General features: G+C 39.9%; 16 protein-coding genes. 7 read left to right on the plus strand and 9 right to left on the minus strand.

The annotated features are described in order from the left end of the window. Positions 1-5: 5 nt before the first annotated feature. Positions 6-1,226: an aminotransferase class I/II-fold pyridoxal phosphate-dependent enzyme gene (locus tag MR041_RS03510; protein ID WP_242092200.1), complete on the minus strand. Its 1,221-nt coding sequence runs from the start codon at positions 1,224-1,226 to the stop codon at positions 6-8. A gap of 70 nt (positions 1,227-1,296) precedes the next feature. On the opposite strand from MR041_RS03510, the gene MR041_RS03515 reads away from it, so the two are divergent. Then, positions 1,297-1,842, plus strand: a complete 546-nt coding sequence (locus MR041_RS03515; RefSeq protein WP_242092201.1) for a GNAT family N-acetyltransferase — start codon at positions 1,297-1,299, stop codon at positions 1,840-1,842. 96 nt (positions 1,843-1,938) lie between these two features. Further along, positions 1,939-2,388 (plus strand): DUF3157 family protein, encoded by a 450-nt coding sequence (locus MR041_RS03520; RefSeq protein WP_242092202.1) that lies wholly within the window; start codon positions 1,939-1,941, stop codon positions 2,386-2,388. A gap of 39 nt (positions 2,389-2,427) precedes the next feature. Here MR041_RS03520 and MR041_RS03525 read toward each other — a convergent pair whose 3' ends face one another. The 4 genes from MR041_RS03525 to gdhA all read right to left on the minus strand — a co-directional run bounded on the left by MR041_RS03525 (position 2,428) and on the right by gdhA (position 9,359). Next, a complete protein-coding gene (locus MR041_RS03525; RefSeq protein WP_242092203.1) occupies positions 2,428-4,836 on the minus strand; it encodes a TonB-dependent receptor plug domain-containing protein in 2,409 nt (802 codons plus the stop codon). A gap of 3 nt (positions 4,837-4,839) precedes the next feature. Continuing rightward, positions 4,840-5,559 carry a DNA repair protein RecO gene (gene recO / locus MR041_RS03530; protein WP_242092204.1) on the minus strand — a complete coding sequence of 240 codons (720 nt, stop codon included), beginning with the start codon at positions 5,557-5,559 and terminating at the stop codon, positions 4,840-4,842. Further along, positions 5,559-7,931 carry a type IX secretion system anionic LPS delivery protein PorZ gene (gene porZ / locus MR041_RS03535; protein WP_242092205.1) on the minus strand — a complete coding sequence of 791 codons (2,373 nt, stop codon included), beginning with the start codon at positions 7,929-7,931 and terminating at the stop codon, positions 5,559-5,561. Before porZ ends, recO begins: the two co-directional genes overlap by 1 nt. Before the next feature lie 84 nt (positions 7,932-8,015). Further along, positions 8,016-9,359, minus strand: a complete 1,344-nt coding sequence (gdhA, locus tag MR041_RS03540) for an NADP-specific glutamate dehydrogenase (RefSeq protein ID WP_242092206.1) — start codon at positions 9,357-9,359, stop codon at positions 8,016-8,018. Positions 9,360-9,602: 243 nt separating this feature from the next. On the opposite strand from gdhA, the gene MR041_RS03545 reads away from it, so the two are divergent. Then, complete coding sequence (locus MR041_RS03545) at positions 9,603-10,442, plus strand: THC0290_0291 family protein (RefSeq protein ID WP_242092207.1); 840 nt, start codon at positions 9,603-9,605, stop codon at positions 10,440-10,442. A 16-nt stretch (positions 10,443-10,458) separates the two neighbouring features. Here the strand turns inward: MR041_RS03545 and MR041_RS03550 are convergent, their stop codons facing one another. Further along, entirely contained in the window at positions 10,459-10,923 is a 465-nt protein-coding gene (locus MR041_RS03550) for a DinB family protein (RefSeq protein ID WP_242092208.1), read from the minus strand. 58 nt (positions 10,924-10,981) lie between these two features. On the opposite strand from MR041_RS03550, the gene MR041_RS03555 reads away from it, so the two are divergent. After that, entirely contained in the window at positions 10,982-11,341 is a 360-nt protein-coding gene (locus MR041_RS03555; protein WP_242092209.1) for an arsenate reductase family protein, read from the plus strand. On the opposite strand, the gene MR041_RS03560 is transcribed toward MR041_RS03555, so the two are convergent. Together MR041_RS03560 and MR041_RS03565 are read right to left on the minus strand one after the other, a co-directional pair. Continuing rightward, positions 11,338-12,069: an SOS response-associated peptidase gene (locus MR041_RS03560; RefSeq protein ID WP_242092210.1), complete on the minus strand. Its 732-nt coding sequence runs from the start codon at positions 12,067-12,069 to the stop codon at positions 11,338-11,340. The genes MR041_RS03555 and MR041_RS03560 overlap by 4 nt on opposite strands. Positions 12,070-12,210: 141 nt before the next feature. Then, positions 12,211-12,639: a hypothetical protein gene (locus MR041_RS03565; RefSeq protein WP_242092211.1), complete on the minus strand. Its 429-nt coding sequence runs from the start codon at positions 12,637-12,639 to the stop codon at positions 12,211-12,213. A gap of 215 nt (positions 12,640-12,854) precedes the next feature. Between MR041_RS03565 and MR041_RS03570 the strand changes: the two genes are divergently transcribed. From MR041_RS03570 to MR041_RS03580, 3 genes are all read left to right on the plus strand, one after another. After that, entirely contained in the window at positions 12,855-13,745 is an 891-nt protein-coding gene (locus tag MR041_RS03570; protein ID WP_242092212.1) for a peroxiredoxin family protein, read from the plus strand. A gap of 110 nt (positions 13,746-13,855) precedes the next feature. Beyond that, on the plus strand, positions 13,856-15,373 hold the full coding sequence (locus MR041_RS03575) for a glycoside hydrolase family 10-like protein (protein WP_242092213.1): 1,518 nt from the start codon (positions 13,856-13,858) through the stop codon (positions 15,371-15,373). Between the two features lie 147 nt (positions 15,374-15,520). Beyond that, positions 15,521-16,108, plus strand: coding sequence for a LysE family translocator (locus MR041_RS03580; RefSeq protein ID WP_242092214.1), 588 nt, complete (start codon positions 15,521-15,523; stop codon positions 16,106-16,108). Between the two features lie 661 nt (positions 16,109-16,769). Here MR041_RS03580 and MR041_RS03585 read toward each other — a convergent pair. Then, positions 16,770-17,126: a hypothetical protein gene (locus tag MR041_RS03585; RefSeq protein WP_242092215.1), complete on the minus strand. Its 357-nt coding sequence runs from the start codon at positions 17,124-17,126 to the stop codon at positions 16,770-16,772. Positions 17,127-17,136: the final 10 nt, after the last annotated feature.

Genomic DNA, 17,136 nt, shown 5'->3' on the forward strand with positions numbered 1-17,136 from the left:
CGTTTTTAAAAGACAAATGTAGCAAGTAACTTTAGGACTTCAGTAATTTCTTCTTTAGAATTAAAGGCATGAAGACAAAACCGCAGGCGCTCCTGTCCTTCGGGCACGGTGGGTGACAGGATCGGTCTTACATCATATCCTTTATCTTGAAGTGCCTTGGCAATGATTTTAGTATTATTGCTTCCCGGCACTAAATAACAGTGTATGGCCGAGTTGCTATCGATAAAACCCCAAGGTGTTTTCGGACGGTCTTCCCAGGAAAAGGTTTGTAGACCAAGTCTTTTAACTTCAGACTTGAAAAATTGAATGTTCTCCTTCAATTTAAGCCCGGCAGGATGTGTCCTCCTGTCGTTATTATCATCATTATGACGCGTAGGATTGACCAGTTCATGGTAGGCTAATTGTACGGTCGCCAAGCTGTGTGGAGGCAGTGCCGTCGTGTATATGAAACTACGTGAAAAATTAACCAGATACTGTTTAAGTCCCTCGGCACCTAAAATCGCTGCACCGTGTCCACCCAGCGCTTTTCCAAAGGTTACAAGTCGCGCAAAAATCGACTTCTCCAGCCCGAGATCCTGAACCATTCCTTCTCCCTTCCCACCAAAAACACCTATGGCATGAGCTTCATCAACGATCAAAAAGGCCTTATGGGCATCACATAGCTCCACCAGGTTTTCAAGATCGGGTGAATCCCCGTCCATAGAAAAGACAGATTCCGTAACCACATACAAAGTGTTGTTTTTTATTAATTTCTGACCCCGCTCAAGATGACGGTCTAAATCTTCTAAATCGTTGTGCTTAAACTTAAACGATTTGGCATGACTCATACTGATACCATCACGTATTGACGCATGTATATATTCATCGTAAAGAATGATATCTCCGCGTTGAGCTACGCTGGAAAAAAATCCCAAATTGGCATCATAGCCTGAGTTAAACACCAGGGCGGACTCGGCATGGTGAAATTCACAGAGCATCGTTTCTAAAATCGGATAGAGGACATGATTCCCTGAAAGCAGTCGTGAGCCTGAACTTCCATTGTGGTATATCCCATGATCACTTAAATAGGCATGTGTTTTTTCAAATATCGATTTTGAACGGGCAAACCCCAAATAGTCATTCGATGCGAAATCGACCAATTGATTTTGGACACCCAATTGTCGTAATGCATTTGATGCGACTCTTTTATCCAGCTTTTGCTGAAGGTTTCTAGGAAAATGACCCATACGACAAATGTATATAAAATAGCTATCTTTATCCCTATGTTTTTGGCAATGCCTAAACGTATAAATTCAAATGCATTCGACCAATATCACCTATCAGAGAGCAACAACCGATGAGGAGCTTCTCCAGATTTTGGCGCTTCAAAAACAAAATCTGGCAGACGTTTTATCGACAACAGAAAAAGAAAATGAAGGTTTTGTAACGGTGGCCCATTCTTTCGATCTATTAAAAGAAATGAATGCGGCCTGTCCGCATATCATCGCTAAATATGGGGATACGGTTATAGGTTATGCCCTTTGTATGACTAAAGCCTTTAAAACAAAAATACCGATTCTCGTATCGATGTTCAATGTCATTGAATCGCTGGACCCCATTCCTGAAAACTATGTCATCATGGGACAGGTATGCATTGCTAAAAGCGCACGAGGACAAGGTGTGTTCCGTGGTTTATACCATTATATGTCGGAGATTTTAAAACTGGATTTCAAATATATTATAACGGAAGTGGATGTTGATAATTCACGCTCATCCCTAGCCCATAAAGCAGTTGGCTTTAAGGTATTAAAGCAATACCAATCTGATGATCGGGTCTGGGAACTCATTGGATTAGAGATTTAAGGGGGATTTGCAGTTCTCTATAGCATAACGCGACCAAGCACCAATGATATTGACAATTAGTTTTGTATTTTTAGCCCTCTTTAAAATTTATTTGCAATGAAACGTCTTTTATATCTCCTATTTTTTATACTCTCCTTCCATGGTTATACGCAAAATAATTATATCGTAAAAACCGAAGATGGACGTCGGGTCTTGCTGAAGGCCAATTATACATGGGAGTATATCGATGCCGCATCACCGAAATCGGCAGCAGTAGCAGAAGTGAACAACGTGGCCTTTAACGACAAGGCCTGCCAATTACCAAGTGATTTTGTAGAACCCAAATTGGATAATAAGATTCAGAACCAACTAAAAAAGGGACGTGCCACCATAGCTCATGTTAAAAAGAAAGTGGCCAAGGATTACAACTGTTCGGTTGAAGAGGTCATATTGGTGGCTTTTTCTGAACAAAAATCGAAAGGGGTCTATGATTTCTGCGCCAGGGGCAAAAAAGTGTCCTATAAACGGGTGGGGAATTCCATAATTGAAAAAGGCAAACTGTTTTAAGCTGCCACGATTCCAAATCGGTTTCATTTTTTAATTAGCTCAGTACGAATATTTCAAAGACAACACGTAATTTCTTCCGGGTGCGGTTATTCCGGATGAATAGGGCCGATAGCGCTGATCCGTAATATTCTCGGCGCTTAGGCTAAGGATGACGTCATCATTTATTTTATATTGGGTGCGCAAATTCAATGTCGTCCAGGATGGGGAAAAAGGATTCCCATTCCCGTCAGAGGCATAAATATAAGCCTTACCGGCTTCGGAAGGGGTGAGTTGGTTAAAGGATAATTCGCCATTATAGTTCAAAAATACATCCGCTATAAAATCTCTGGAGGTGTAAATTAAATGTGTATTCCCAAAATTTGGTGCTGCATGGCGCACCGGGACCTCGATACCCTCGTTCTCTTCCGTGCCACCGACAATACTATACTGGGATTTAATGTTAAAGTGCCTCGAAACCTTGGCGTCAAGTCCAATTTCAAATCCATAGATCCAGGCTTTCGATGCGTTTTGAATAGCCTGCACATTACTCAATTCACCATCGTACACAATCTGACTTTCACCGTTAACGGTATAGTCCCGTCTCACCAGGGCATTATCCAAATAGGTATAATAGGAGCTCATATCCAACACGACATTTTTAAAATTCAATTTCACCCCCAGTTCTCCACCATAGGCATATTCGGGTTTTAAATTCTCATTAGGTACCACGACTGAACCGGGTTCGGAATCGAATACTTTGCCAATGTCATCTATATTCGGGGCCCTGAATGCCGAAGAGGCATTGAACCGCCATTCCAGGATCGAATTGGGCAACCAGGTGAGTCCGGCCGTTCCTGTTAATGCGCCCGATTTATTTTCAGACCTATTAAAAGGTAAGTTTAAAAAAGTATTGTTCTTCTGAAAATTGGCCTTGGATACAACATGATTAAAGCGTAAACCCGACTGAAAGACAAATTTCACATTAGGCTTGTATTTTAAACTGCTATAGATCGCGGCCGATTGCCAGGTAGCCCCGTCAGGGTATCTGGAGACATCCACAGACCGTGTATTGGTGTTAATATCTTCTTCAAAACCATTGGAATGCACTTTGTTGTATACGTACTCCAGACCATAAAATAATCCCGTTTTTGAACCCATTCTCTTTTCAAAATCAAAATTCATGGAATAGGCATCCACCTTTTCTGCTCTTCGATGTCTCAAATCCGATTGAAAATCTCGATCTACACGACTTTCCTGAAAGTTCTGATAGGCTAAGGTCGCTTTTATTTTATCATATAAATTCGATCTACTGCTCAACTTGGTAATGAGTAAATTCGACATGAACCATTTTTGCGGACCATAATACCATTCCGCCGAGCGCAATTCATCTCCCCTATATCTTATCAGCCTATCGTACCTCGGAATATCGGAGCTCGAAGTATAATACAATCCCAAATCGAAACTCAAATTATTCTGGGCTTCATGTCGTATTTTCTGAAGTAGATTGATTTGATTATAACCGGAATATTTTTGAACCAGCGGGTCGTCATTTTCAACAATGAGGTCCTGGTTATTTGTACTCACAATAAATTCCGGCCTGAGGTAATCCCTTGGCCCGTGTTTCCCCATTCTTAAATCGCCAAAATCGGAATAGCTCGCACTGGTATAAAAGGCCCATTTCCTGTATCCCAAATTAAAATCGATATGTCCTGTATTTTCATGATTAGCTGAAGCATACCTCAATGTTGCATTCGACTTGAACACCAATGTATCGCTATAAGCCAATTGCGGTTTCTGAGTATAAAAGCCCATGACCCCACCTATGGCATCACTGCCATAAATCACGGAGCCGGCACCCAGGTTAACTTCAGTTCGTTGTATTGAGAACGGATCGATAGCAATGACATTCTGAACATTACCCCCTCTAAAGATGGCATTGTTCATGCGCACACCATCCACAGTTATGAGCAATCTGTTGGTTGAAAACCCCCTAATCATAGGGCTTCCACCTCCTAACTGGCTCTTCTGTATGAATACCTGTCCCGTGTTACCGAGTAAATCTGCACTTGTTTGTGGATTCGCAAAAGCGATCTCTTCCTTGTTTATACTCAGTATCTTTTGTGGAATATCCCGTTTATTCTGTTCGAATTTGGATTGGGAGACCACAATTTCATTTAATCCCTGAGTATTGGATTCCAAGTAAATGATTCCGGATGCAGCTACATCCTCTTTTTTCAAGGTTTTTAATACATGAGTTAAATGTTGAAAAAAAATAAGATCAGAACTGGTAAACCGATCTAATGATGCCTCTCCTTTAAAATTTGAAATAACACTTTTAGATTTATCCGTATTGTAAATGGCCACACCGTAAACCGGTTCCTGAGTTAGTTTATTGAGAACTTTTATCTGTTGCGCCTGTATAACCCATGTCATTAATAAAAAGAAAAGTGTTGGTTGGTAAGGCTTCATGTACTAACTAAAAACTTGATTAAATATTTGCATGGATTTAGGGGGTTTAAAATTACCCAAATGAAACTCATAATAGCGCAACATGAGATTTAAAAAGGACTGTCGTTGCTTCGTATTAATTTTTATCAAATTAATTGCATCAAATGTCGTGCCTAAGAGCTGTTTAAGAAGGTCAATATTTTGCCCTGATACGATATGCTCACGATCAGCCTTAGCAACAAATTTGCCCTCTTGCAAATCAAAGTATTCAAAATTCAAGTGATCATCATCCGGATAGAAACCGAGATATTTCGTTAATTTAAGTAAAAACAGTAAATGAAAATTCGCGTAATTTGTATTGGAATCAAGCCATTGCAGCGTCGTTTCAAGATAACTGTACATGAGATTGTTTTCTTCTTCTTCCCTCAACGCTTTCGTCAAGAGTTCAGCTATAAACATGGCAATAGCACTTTTGTACACATTGGTATGCATGGTGGCATACACATAATTTGCCTTTACCTCTTTGATGGTATGTAAAGTCCTTTTTTCCTTGTACAGGATGACAAGGTCCAACTGGGATAATAACTGGAAATAGGCTGTCTTTGTACTACCCTTTCTGGTATTTAAAACACCGCGCAACAAAAAACTAACGACACCAAGGGCTTCGGTATAGCATCTAACGATTAAATCGCTGTCACGATATTTGAGCTTTGATAAAACAATGGCCTTAGTTGATACATGCATTACCTGACAACCATTAATTTTAACACTTTGGTTTCAAAGGTATCCAAATCAGAAAGCATAATAAGGTATACGCCGGAGGCCACAACATTATTGGCCAAATTTTTACCATTCCAATAGGCGGTCCCGCCATCAATTTCTAAATTGTATCCATTATATCTCAGGTTTCTTCTGGATTGTGCCTCGGCCACCAAATTTCCCTCTATATCCGTTATTTTAATATTAACATTTTCTGAAATATCCTTTATTTTAACCTTTTGCTCGACGATATCGAATTGCGGTCTTACGGGGTTAGGGTAAGCATAGGCACTCTGTAAATCCTCAAGCGGACTGGACCCTCCAGACTGAAATGACACTAGTCCCCTGGAGGTGGCTATATATACAATACCACTGGTATTGTCTATTGAAATATCGTTAATTATATTTGAAGGCAAAGGCGAATTATCCGTGGTAAAATGAAAAATGGTCTGTTGCCCATCCGAAGAAAAGTAAAATACACCTGAATTGCCGGTTCCTACCCACTTATTGTTAGAACCATCAACCTTGATATCGGTAATTTGCTGTTGAAATAACAGTTCCTTGGCGATACCATCTTCCAGAATTATAATGTCGTTGGTTTGAACAGTCTCATCTTCAAAAAAATTGGAAGTATTATATAAGACCCTTAATCCTGCAAACGTGCCTATCCAGAGCGTTCCCCTGTTATCTAGAGCCAAAGCCGTAACATAATCATTAGGTAAATTACCGTTTTCTCTATTTATACTCTTGGCCTTAATCCCATTATTGTTTTCGTTAAAAGCCGCCAGGCCATATTCGTAGGTCGCTATCCATTTGGTCCCATCATTGCCAATTACCAAATCGCTATATCCATTATTATCCAATTCTACCGCTGCCTCTATGCTGTAGGATTGCCAGGAATTACTCGACGGATTAAACACTTTAAGTGCAGGATCGACGAAATTGGTTAACGACCACAGGAGGCCGCTGGAATCAAAAGTGATACACGACAACCTAAGATCACCAGTATAACTCGGATTGGAAGGAAGCACTAAATCGTCCAGACCACTATTATTTTCATCATAAAGAAATGTTGGGATCGTGTCATTGATTTCGAGCAACCCATCAAAGTAAGAACCAATAAACGCCTGGTTATTATCCAGCGGGTTCACCGCAATCTGTTTTAAGCATCTGGCACCTAAAAGCTCACTAAACGGGATGTTATGCCATTGCTCGTCTTGCAGGTAACTCAACCCCCGACTGTTTAATGGATATGGGTTTAAGAAGATGTTATGTTCGCCATAGGTAGTCCACAACCCGTTAGGTCCTGCGAGTAATGCAAAAGGATTATTTAAAAGGGGACCCTCAGGTCTGATCTCCTCAAAGGTAAGCGGATTTTGCACAAGCGTTCTCAGCATGCCATAATCTGTAGTGCCTATATAGAGGTATTCCCCTTCGATGACCGCCGATGTGAAATCCGTAGCAAACATAGGGTCATCCGAAATTTGAGCGACCACTTGGAAACTGTCATTATAGACATAAACGCTATCTGTGGTGGTGACTATCAAATAGTCATCAACAAAGGTCATATCTGAAGGAACATCCGGATACAGAAACAGCTCCGAAAGGACATCATTCGTTATACTGTAAATTCTTCTGCTTAGGCTAATGGCGTACAACTGATTAAATGCCGCTTTTATTGCCACAAAATTACCCGAAGATACGGTCTGCCAGTTATTAAAATCGATAATGTTAGAGTCATTTACCAAGGCTTTCCTGATGCCATTGCCTCCCAGACAGGAGGCGTAGATATAATCGCCACTAATGGTGGTTTGACTGACCTGTATTTGCTCTCCGCTGCTTCCAATAAAATAGGTGTCTCCGAATTCAAGACGTTCCAAATCATAAACGGAGATCCCATAATCGGTAGCAATGTAGACCCAGTTATTATCAATATTGAAATGGTTTATCCGTCTGTTAGAGGCAATGATTGTTGGTTTCTCTATAATATCGACAACGGAAAGGACCTCATCATCATTATCAAATCGAATTTCAATCAGTCCATTAACATAGCCAATTATCAGCAGTTCGTATGCCTCACTATAACTAATGGTAGATATGGTTTGCCCTGATAATCCGTTTATCGTAGTAATGGTTTCTAGCGCACTGGTTTGCGTATCGTAGCTAAAAACCGCATTTTCGGTAGCGGCATATATCTTATTGTTCCCTTTAACAACTTGAGATACATTATAATAGGAGAAATGCCCTTCCCATAACCCTGAAAAATCCTGAGCCCATAACCAGGAAGTCGTAATCAGGCCAATAAGTAAAAAGAATCTCTTACACATAACATCTTTTGGGAATTCAAATATATTCATATATAACGACATTTGTCAGAAAATCATATAAATAAAAAGGCTCCCTGATTATAGGAAGCCTTCAAACTTTGAATATGTATGAATCTATACGATTCCCTGAGCCAACATGGCATCCGCCACTTTCACAAAGCCGGCAATATTCGCCCCTTTAACATAGTCTATGTAACCATCTTCTCTGGTTCCATACTCTATACAGGATTGGTGAATATCGGCCATGATCTCTCTTAGTTTCTTATCTACTTCCTCCCTTGTCCATTTATATCTCAAAGAATTCTGAGTCATTTCTAATCCAGAGGTGGCCACACCACCAGCATTGGATGCCTTTCCCGGGGCGAATAAAATTTTAGCATCATGGAACACGTGAATGGCTTCTTTGGTGGAAGGCATATTAGCACCCTCACTTACACAAATACAACCGTTCTTTATAAGGGTTTTGGCATCTGCTTCATTGAGTTCATTTTGCGTTGCACATGGCAGGGCTATATCGCAGGCTATACCCCAGGGTGTTTCACCTTTTACAAACTTGGCATTAGGGTATTTTTCAACGTATTCGCTAATCCTACCTCTTTTTTCATTCTTCAAATGCATCACAAATTTTAATTTGTCCTGATCTATGCCATCTTCATCATAAATGTAGCCTGAAGAATCGGATAAAGTCAATACCTTTGCCCCCAACTGCAATGCCTTTTCAGCTGCAAACTGGGCGACATTTCCGGAACCTGAGATAATCACTCGCTTGCCTTCAAAATCATCCCCTTTTACTTCTAACATATTTTGGGCAAAATAAACGGTGCCATAACCTGTAGCTTCCGGTCTGATTAATGAGCCTCCCCAAGACATGCCTTTCCCGGTTAACACCCCTGTGAATTCATTGCGTAATTTTTTGTACATCCCGAATAGGAAGCCTATTTCACGTGAACCTACCCCTATATCTCCGGCAGGGATATCCGTATTCGCGCCAATATGCCTGAACAGTTCACTCATGAAAGCATGGCAAAAGCGCATGATCTCATTATCGCTTTTCCCTTTAGGATCGAAATCGCTTCCTCCTTTACCCCCTCCCATAGGTAGGGTAGTCAGGCTATTTTTGAACACTTGTTCAAAGGCCAAAAACTTCAGGATGCTTAAATTGACGGTCGGATGAAATCGCAACCCCCCTTTATAAGGCCCAATAGCTGAATTCATTTGCACTCTGTAACCTCTGTTCACCTGAATCTCACCGTCATCATCAACCCAACACACCCTAAAACTGATAACACGTTCCGGCTCTACCATTCTAAGCAGAATGTTTTTGCCGTAATAAATGTCATGCTGAACAATGTAAGGAATTACCGTTTCGGCAACCTCCTCTACCGCTTGTAAAAATTCTGGTTCCTGACCATTTCGTTGTCTTACAAGATCTAAAAACTCATCAATGATTTCTTTCATCTGTTTACTTTAATGCTTTTAACTGGTCTTACTTCGAAGAAGTGTCTCTAAAATTGATTAAAAATTATTAAATACATAATTTTACTGCGCAAATATACGTTATCTTTAAAAATTACACTGTTTTTTTTTGATATTCGTAATATATTTTATTGTGCCTCCCTCCGCTGTTTTATAAACATTTGAATGTTAGACGGGTTTTCATATATTTGCTTATGTAATTCCCCAAAAAGCAATGCCAAATTTATGCCTAGCCTAAGACACTTATTAACTGCCTTTCTCTTCATTGCTTTTGGTAAAATAAGCTATTCTCAGCTAGGATTTTCGCATGAAATTGGGGTTATTGCAGGGCCTGTTGAATTTAGGGCTGATTTTGGCAGCCGTTTTGATGAGGCCACCAACCTGGGAAACTCCGGAATTGGAATCGGCATTGTACATTATATTAATTTCGCCTATCGGGCCGATTGCAATTGCTATTCCACGGACACGTACTTTAACGATCATTTTAAGCTGCGCAATGAGATTTCCTGGAACTATACCAATTTGGACCATCATGGGGAATGGGTCAGACCTATTTATACCTCTGCAAATGCTGATAAACTTCGGGCGCACAGTGGCGTTGCTGAAAATTTTGATATCGGGACTCAAATCGAGTATTTCCCGAGAAGTATTCGATCTTTCCAAGCCTTTAGTTATTTGCTTGCGCCCTATGTGAGTTTAGGGATTCACTATACTGCCTCATCACCACAGGCCAGTACGACCTACGCCGATGGTGATGTCTTTAATGGCAGTAATATATATTCCTATTGGTATGAAGAACCTCGTTTTCTTCCACCACTTCCGGCAGGGGTACCTGAAAGTGAACGCCAATATCCGATTGATACCAGCCCGATTTCCGATTGGTCGCTGGTAACCAGTGTTGGGGTACGTTATAAAATTGGTGTTTTGTCGGACCTTCTTTTGGATTTACGATGGCAACTTTACTTTAACGATTGGGTGGACGGCTTTAACCATAAGCTGAGCTATAATAAATTTAACGATTGGCTCATTTGGCTGAACTTTGGTTATATCTACTACCTGGATTAAAAGTTTCGAATGATATTTAATGTTTAATGGCTTTCAAAAGCGCCATAATGTACCCATAGTGTAAACCTTCATGTACTGCGACAAACTGCAGGGCTTCATCGATATTATGTAAGGTGTTTCCCGTTGTGGAAACCGTATATGGTTTGTAGTCTTTAAAAATGCCCTGATCGTAATGGGCTTTCGTCTTCTGTATAGTGGGACTCAACAAGGCCTTTATCTCATCGACCTCAGATTCTGTTAAGGCGGCATGAGGCGCACTGCCCTTTCTATACCTGTCAATTAAATCGTCCGAAATATGGGGTTCCAAACCCGATAATCTATAGGTCAATAATTGTTCAGACACCAAAACATGTGCAATATTCCAAATAATATTATTATTGAACCCTTCTGGGATTCTATTTAAATCCTCCAAGGTGTTATTCTCAATAATTCCTTTAAATATATCGCGCGTATTGTTTAAAACTTGAAAGACAAAATCCATTTCATTTAATTTTCCGATAAATATAGTTTTAATTTGCTGTTTATAAACTCAAGATCCTATGAAAAAAGTATATTATTTAAAAACCTGTAACACCTGTATGCGCATATTAAAAGGGTTGAACCTATCAGCTGATTTTATATTACAGGATATCAAGAACGAACCGATAACTGTTAAACAGTTAGAGGAAATGAAGGCGCTTAGCGGCAGTTACGAAGCCCTGTTCAGTAAACGGGCTAAACTATATAAAGAAATGGATCTAAAGCATCAGGACTTAAGCGAACGTGATTATAAACATTATATACTGGAACATTATACCTTTTTAAGCAGGCCTGTGTTTATAATTGATAACCACATTTTTATAGGCAATTCCAAAAAGACGGTCGAAGCGGTAAAATCTTATTTAATGGCACTCAACTAGAATAAGGTGCCTTTATCAACCGCCTTGACAAATTCAGGTGTGTTGGTATCAATACCTCTTTTATATAAATCCCGCGTTACCGGATGGGCCTGAAATTCCTGGGTTGTGAAACCTGTGGCTATCAATTCATTCAATTGCGGTTGCGACTGTCCTTCATCCAACCAATCTTCATAAAGATCTTCAGCCAGGACTAAGGGCATGCGTTTTCTTTTATTGTGTATCTCGGCAAAAAAGGCGTTGGCCTCAACCGTTAAAATTGTAGTCGTTATCCGAGCATCATCCAATTCATTATAAAGTCCGGCAAACAGGAACAGATCACCTTCAGGATATACCTCGGAGGGTTGATAACAGAAATATGGAATGGACACCCCGTTCTCATGATGCGGTTCAAAAAATCCATCTGCCAGAACTAAACAGCGCTTATCCTCAGCGCTATCCTTAAAGGATGCTTTTTCAAAAATACTTTCGGATCGGGCGTTGAGGGTATTACTTTTTTTAAAAAAGGTCTCAGGATCGTGAGCACCCCATTGGGGTACAAGCCCCCAAATGGCAGGATAAATGAATTCAGGTTCGTCCATTTTAATTATATAGAGCTTGCCATGGGTAAACCCATTTAAATGGTAGTAAGGCCTGTATTCGGAAGGCGCTTTAAATCTGATCTTAAGGTTACCGAATCGTTTTTGTTCGATAGCCTCTCTTTGTTTTCGCAGGGAGGTGGCGTAACACATACAACGAATTTAAAAAAAACCACCTGTTCTATCAAGTCCTTTGAAAGAAGCAAGGTTTATGTGTTCGCATGAAACAACCTCATTCCAAATGAAAACTTTATTATTTAACGATAATGGCCGGGATGGTCGGGTATTTATAACCTATATGATCATGGATACAACGATGTATATTCCGTAGACAAAAAATGCCAATAAACCCAAATAGAAAAGGTATTTAAGAATGGTTGCAATCGGTCTCAACGGACCTGCAACCAATTTATAGGCTACAATACCCACTACAAAGGCAATTATCATGGGGACATACCACTCATATGCTGTAGTTTCAATAGCATGATACATGCCGAATCCCCATATGATAAACATGATGACGCTGGCTAAATTATCTTCAAAGGCATTATCAAACCAGGATGAACCTTTACTTCCAGAACCTCCTTGACCAACACGATTACGCCCCGAATAGGAGACTTTATCAGGAACCCAAATGGTTCCCATACCACTGCAAAACGTACAGGGACCACCATTAACCCCGCGTCCGGAACCAAAACAGCCTGCGCATTTTTCTCTAGCCATAGGTTTATTTTTAAGGGCTTCCTATAAATTACATTAAAGTTAAGTATAATTTTCAAGACATAATTTTATGTATATTACATGAGTAATCGTACTATAAATGCTGTTTTTGCCGTCGCCATTCTAATGTCATACGGATACAGCGCTTTGAACAGTTACCTGCTTGCATCCCTTCCGAATATTTGGAGGTATTGCATAACTTAAAAACACATGCCAATATGAAACACAGAATCCTTCAATTCCTTGCCATTTTGGTCATTTTTCTATTCACCGCTGTTAGCACCATGTTCATATTTGGAATTTCACAGGGTGCATTCTCGAAAACCATAGGTTCGAATAAAGGTATTAGTATGCTACTTATTTATTTGGTTCTCTTCCTAATAACCTGGTTAAGTTTAAAAGCCTTTAAACAAAGAATAGGTTTTTCCGGAGTTATCATAACCCTATCAGTAGTTCTCATTTTATTAATCATATTGAACCTAGATGGTGCCACGATCAGATTTACCTATAAAGTACTTCCCTTTTATATCTCATGGGTTCTCGGGGTTTTATCGGGTTTTTTATGGTACATAAGAACGAAAAACCGAATTATTGTAGCTATGGTTCTGGCGATATTCCCGGCAATTATGGCTGTCGGGGTTTACAATTTATGGTTTCACCGTGTTGAATACGGTAACTGGACCGGTAACATTCCTGCAGAAAAGGTGGGAGATTTTGAATTTACAGATATGGATGATGAGCTGATCACGAATACATCCCTGAAAGGAAAGCTGGTGCTTTTTGATTTTTGGTTTATTAACTGCGGCCCCTGTTGGAAAAAGTTTCCTGAATTGCAACGTCTTTACGACACCTATAAATCCAACCCAAATATTGTTCTTTACGCAGTGAACCGCCCGATGAAATCCGATAAACCAGGCGCTTTATTTAAAAGTATAGAGGAGAGAGGGTACTCCTTTCCTGTGTTAAAAGGAAGTCAACAGGTATTGGATCGTCTGGGTGTTTACAAATATCCAACAGTTATGATTTTGAATACAGAAGGTGAACTCATATTTATGGGTGAAATTGAAGATGCCGAGAAAACATTGGAAAAGTTGCTTCAGTCCATATGATGATTTCAGTGAAATTTTTGAAACCAATGAGGATAAAAATGTTTTATAGGAGAGTTAAAACGATCCAAGTTCTCACGATCCAAAATACGTCACTTTTAACGTTCATCCTGATGATCTTTTTAGGCGTTGGGTGTCATTCCTCAAAAGAAATTACCCCCACAGCTCCTGAAAAAACAGTAGATCGAGATCAATTCGTCCCATGGAACCCTGAAACACCCTACAACATTTCGGAATTCAGAGCGGCATGGGTAGCTACAGTCGCTAATATCAATTGGCCAAGTAAACCGGGATTACCAGTTGAAGAACAACAAGACGAAGCCATAAAGCTCTTAGAGCGTTTAAAAAACCACCACTTTAATGCTGTTATCCTTCAGGTACGGCCCCAGGCCGATGCGCTATATGAGAGCATGTATGAACCCTGGTCCTATTATCTCACAGGGATACAGGGTGAACCGCCCAAACCTTTTTATGATCCTTTAGCGTTTTGGATCAGGGCTGCCCATGAGAGAGGATTGGAATTGCATGCCTGGTTGAATCCTTACCGGGCGCATCATACCACCGGCGGTGAAATAAGTGAGCAATCCATTATAAAAACACATCCTGAATTAGTGGTTAAACTGGAAAATGGGATGTACTGGATGGATCCATCCTTAAAAGGAACTCAGGAGCGATCCCTTGCTGTGGTTATGGATATTGTCCGCCGTTACGATATTGATGGCATCCATTTCGATGATTATTTTTACCCCTACGACTCCTACAATAAAGGTAAAGACTTTCCGGATACACGAAGCTGGGAGTCTTATCGAAATTCGGAAGAAGGTATGTCTAGGGGAGATTGGAGACGTGATCACGTGAACCGATTTATAAAACAGGTATACACCGAGATAAAAGCCATTAAGCCCCATGTGAAATTCGGCATCAGTCCTTTTGGCATTTGGCGACCGGGATATCCTGAGTCCATACAGGGTTATGATCAATACGAACAGTTGTATGCCGATGCTCGACTTTGGCTTCAGGAGGGATGGGTAGACTATTTCGCCCCGCAATTGTATTGGAAAATCAGTGCTTTAGGGCAAAGTTTTCCCGTGCTTTTGGGGTGGTGGGAGAATCAGAATCGAAAGCAGCGACATCTCTGGCCGGGGATTCGATTACAAAGTCGTAAGGAAGGGTTGAGCACTGACGAAACGGTAAATCAAATTATGATTACCCGTGGCATGCTGCCCACGAGTAAAGGCAGTATTCACTGGAGTATCGGGCCCTTGGTAGAACAGGATACCTTAGCAGATCGGTTAATCAAAGGACCCTATAGAAAGAATGCCTTAGTACCGCCATCGCCTTGGTTAGACAATGTACCCCCACAAAAACCACTGGTTGATATTCGAAGCGTAAATGGGTCTCAAATCATATCCTGGGACCACCCTGAGGATAAGGACGTATTTCGCTGGGTACTGTATTATCAATACAGGGACAAACCATGGCAACACCTCATTATAAGTCGCAGTGCAAGAACTTACGAGCTTCAGCATTCTGACAATGACAATTTGCCACTTCAAAACATTGGTCTGACCGCTGTTGACCGAACCGGTAATCAAAGTGCTTTTTTTAAGGTAGCCGTTGCAGGCAATTGATGGTTTATATCTGAAAAACGGTTCTGTAGTCTCCCAAAGATGATGCGTCGAATTATGATTTATGTAATTATACTTATATTAAGCTCTAACCAAGGGTGTGTATTTAAAACAAATGGGCCTTTGTAACACCTTCTTAAAATGTCTTATTTGCAAACATTTATATTTGGTCTAACATTGGGACTCTCCATTGGCCCAATAGCCATTCTCATATTAAATCAGAGTATTAACTGTGGATTTAAGAATGGGGCGCTGTGCGGATTGGGTGCCGCAACCGCCGATCTTACTTATGCGATCATTACTTTTACTTTCGGCAGTGTACTGATTTCTTTATTAAATAACCATATGGACATAATTCCTGTGGTTTCTGCCCTAATCCTTATCATCTTCGGACTGTGGATGATTTACACGACCTTCAGAAAAAAAGAACATAAAAAAGCGGGTAAGTATTCCTTAACATGTAAATTCCCATTAATCACCACCTATGGACTTACCATTGCAAATCCATTAACCATTATTGTGTTTTCAGGTTTTGCGGGTATATTGACCGCTCAGGAAAATAGTAATGTTTTTATTCATGCTCTGGTTATATTTTTGGCTAGTCTATCAGTTCAAATGCTCATCGCCCTGGCCGGTAGTAAATTATCAGGCTTTTTTTCTAAGCCCATCACCCTTTTATATTTTAATGTAGTGAGTGCATTGGGCATTATAGTCATCGGGGTCTCTCAATTATTTTGAATACGCTTCGCCTATTGTAAAGAACCCTTTATAAGTTCAAAATGATCTGTTTTTGAACATCTCCAGCCGGCTTTCATTAACTAATCAAATACTTTTATAACCATCAGAACAAAATTTACTATCTTTAAACGGAAACTAAACTAAATCATGCATTGTGATGCATCCCTTAATAGTCACGACATTACTTCTAACCAATTAAATTTTTGACTTATGGATTTCAAGAAAACCATCATCAACCTTCTAACTTGTTTAATTCTCTCGCCTATCATTGTCTATATTATTTTAGGCATAGCAGGATTAGCTGGATCTACTTACGAGATGTCACATGGAGAGACCTGGATTATCTGGGTTCTTATGGCCATTCTGATTAATCTATCTATTGCGAAGAAATCAGCTTAATCGATTATTACTCGTTTTGAGTAAGGCTTTTTCAAAACATAATATGTTTAATAAAATCATGAAACCGCTAAGAATTTAGCGGTTTCATGATTTGGTGTTGGTATCTTATGTCTTTATTTCGTTATACAGGCCCGTCACAATTATTTTTCATCCTTTCGGTTTCCTTTATTTTTGCCGCTTTTATAAAGGTCGTATGCCCAACCAGTAATCATCAATGCCAATATCATTTAAACCTATTGAAAAATCGTTACTCGATATATCGTTAAAACAATTTGAATTCAATCATATCAATTCCAAAAAAGGATTTGGTTCTTTGTATGGCGATGTCATTATTAAATCCTTTACAGGTATAAATAATGATGGATAAAAACTCCTCTGTCGACCAGTAATACAATGATATTCCAGAGTCAATCAGGGGAACAAAAGCATCATACCCCTGATTCTCCTCTTTACCTTCGCCACCCGGTGAGAAGATGATGGGTTGGCCATACATTCTCAAATTCAGGGTCTCAGTAATGTTTCTAAAATAGGTTTCAATTATTGATTTATCCACTTGAACTCCTGAATATCCTTCCATGAGTAGTCTTTGTCTTGTTATGCTTGGTGCTAAATCTTTCATAAGATTTTGT

Origin of the sequence: Aestuariivivens sediminicola (assembly GCF_022662015.1) — a bacterium.
Classification (GTDB): Bacteria; Bacteroidota; Bacteroidia; order Flavobacteriales; family Flavobacteriaceae; genus Aestuariivivens; species Aestuariivivens sediminicola.

Excerpts from the sequence above, each read along its gene's own strand:
- MR041_RS03510 (WP_242092200.1), bottom strand. The coding sequence starts at position 1,226 with ATGGGTCATTTTCCTAGAAACCTTCAGCAAAAGCTGGATAAAAGAGTC.
- MR041_RS03515 (WP_242092201.1), top strand. The coding sequence starts at position 1,297 with ATGCATTCGACCAATATCACCTATCAGAGAGCAACAACCGATGAGGAG.
- MR041_RS03520 (WP_242092202.1), top strand. The coding sequence starts at position 1,939 with ATGAAACGTCTTTTATATCTCCTATTTTTTATACTCTCCTTCCATGGT.
- MR041_RS03525 (WP_242092203.1), bottom strand. The coding sequence starts at position 4,836 with ATGAAGCCTTACCAACCAACACTTTTCTTTTTATTAATGACATGGGTT.
- recO (WP_242092204.1), bottom strand. The coding sequence starts at position 5,559 with ATGCATGTATCAACTAAGGCCATTGTTTTATCAAAGCTCAAATATCGT.
- porZ (WP_242092205.1), bottom strand. The coding sequence starts at position 7,931 with ATGAATATATTTGAATTCCCAAAAGATGTTATGTGTAAGAGATTCTTT.
- gdhA (WP_242092206.1), bottom strand. The coding sequence starts at position 9,359 with ATGAAAGAAATCATTGATGAGTTTTTAGATCTTGTAAGACAACGAAAT.
- MR041_RS03545 (WP_242092207.1), top strand. The coding sequence starts at position 9,603 with ATGCCTAGCCTAAGACACTTATTAACTGCCTTTCTCTTCATTGCTTTT.
- MR041_RS03550 (WP_242092208.1), bottom strand. The coding sequence starts at position 10,923 with ATGGATTTTGTCTTTCAAGTTTTAAACAATACGCGCGATATATTTAAA.
- MR041_RS03555 (WP_242092209.1), top strand. The coding sequence starts at position 10,982 with ATGAAAAAAGTATATTATTTAAAAACCTGTAACACCTGTATGCGCATA.
- MR041_RS03560 (WP_242092210.1), bottom strand. The coding sequence starts at position 12,069 with ATGTGTTACGCCACCTCCCTGCGAAAACAAAGAGAGGCTATCGAACAA.
- MR041_RS03565 (WP_242092211.1), bottom strand. The coding sequence starts at position 12,639 with ATGGCTAGAGAAAAATGCGCAGGCTGTTTTGGTTCCGGACGCGGGGTT.
- MR041_RS03570 (WP_242092212.1), top strand. The coding sequence starts at position 12,855 with ATGAAACACAGAATCCTTCAATTCCTTGCCATTTTGGTCATTTTTCTA.
- MR041_RS03575 (WP_242092213.1), top strand. The coding sequence starts at position 13,856 with ATGATCTTTTTAGGCGTTGGGTGTCATTCCTCAAAAGAAATTACCCCC.
- MR041_RS03585 (WP_242092215.1), bottom strand. The coding sequence starts at position 17,126 with ATGAAAGATTTAGCACCAAGCATAACAAGACAAAGACTACTCATGGAA.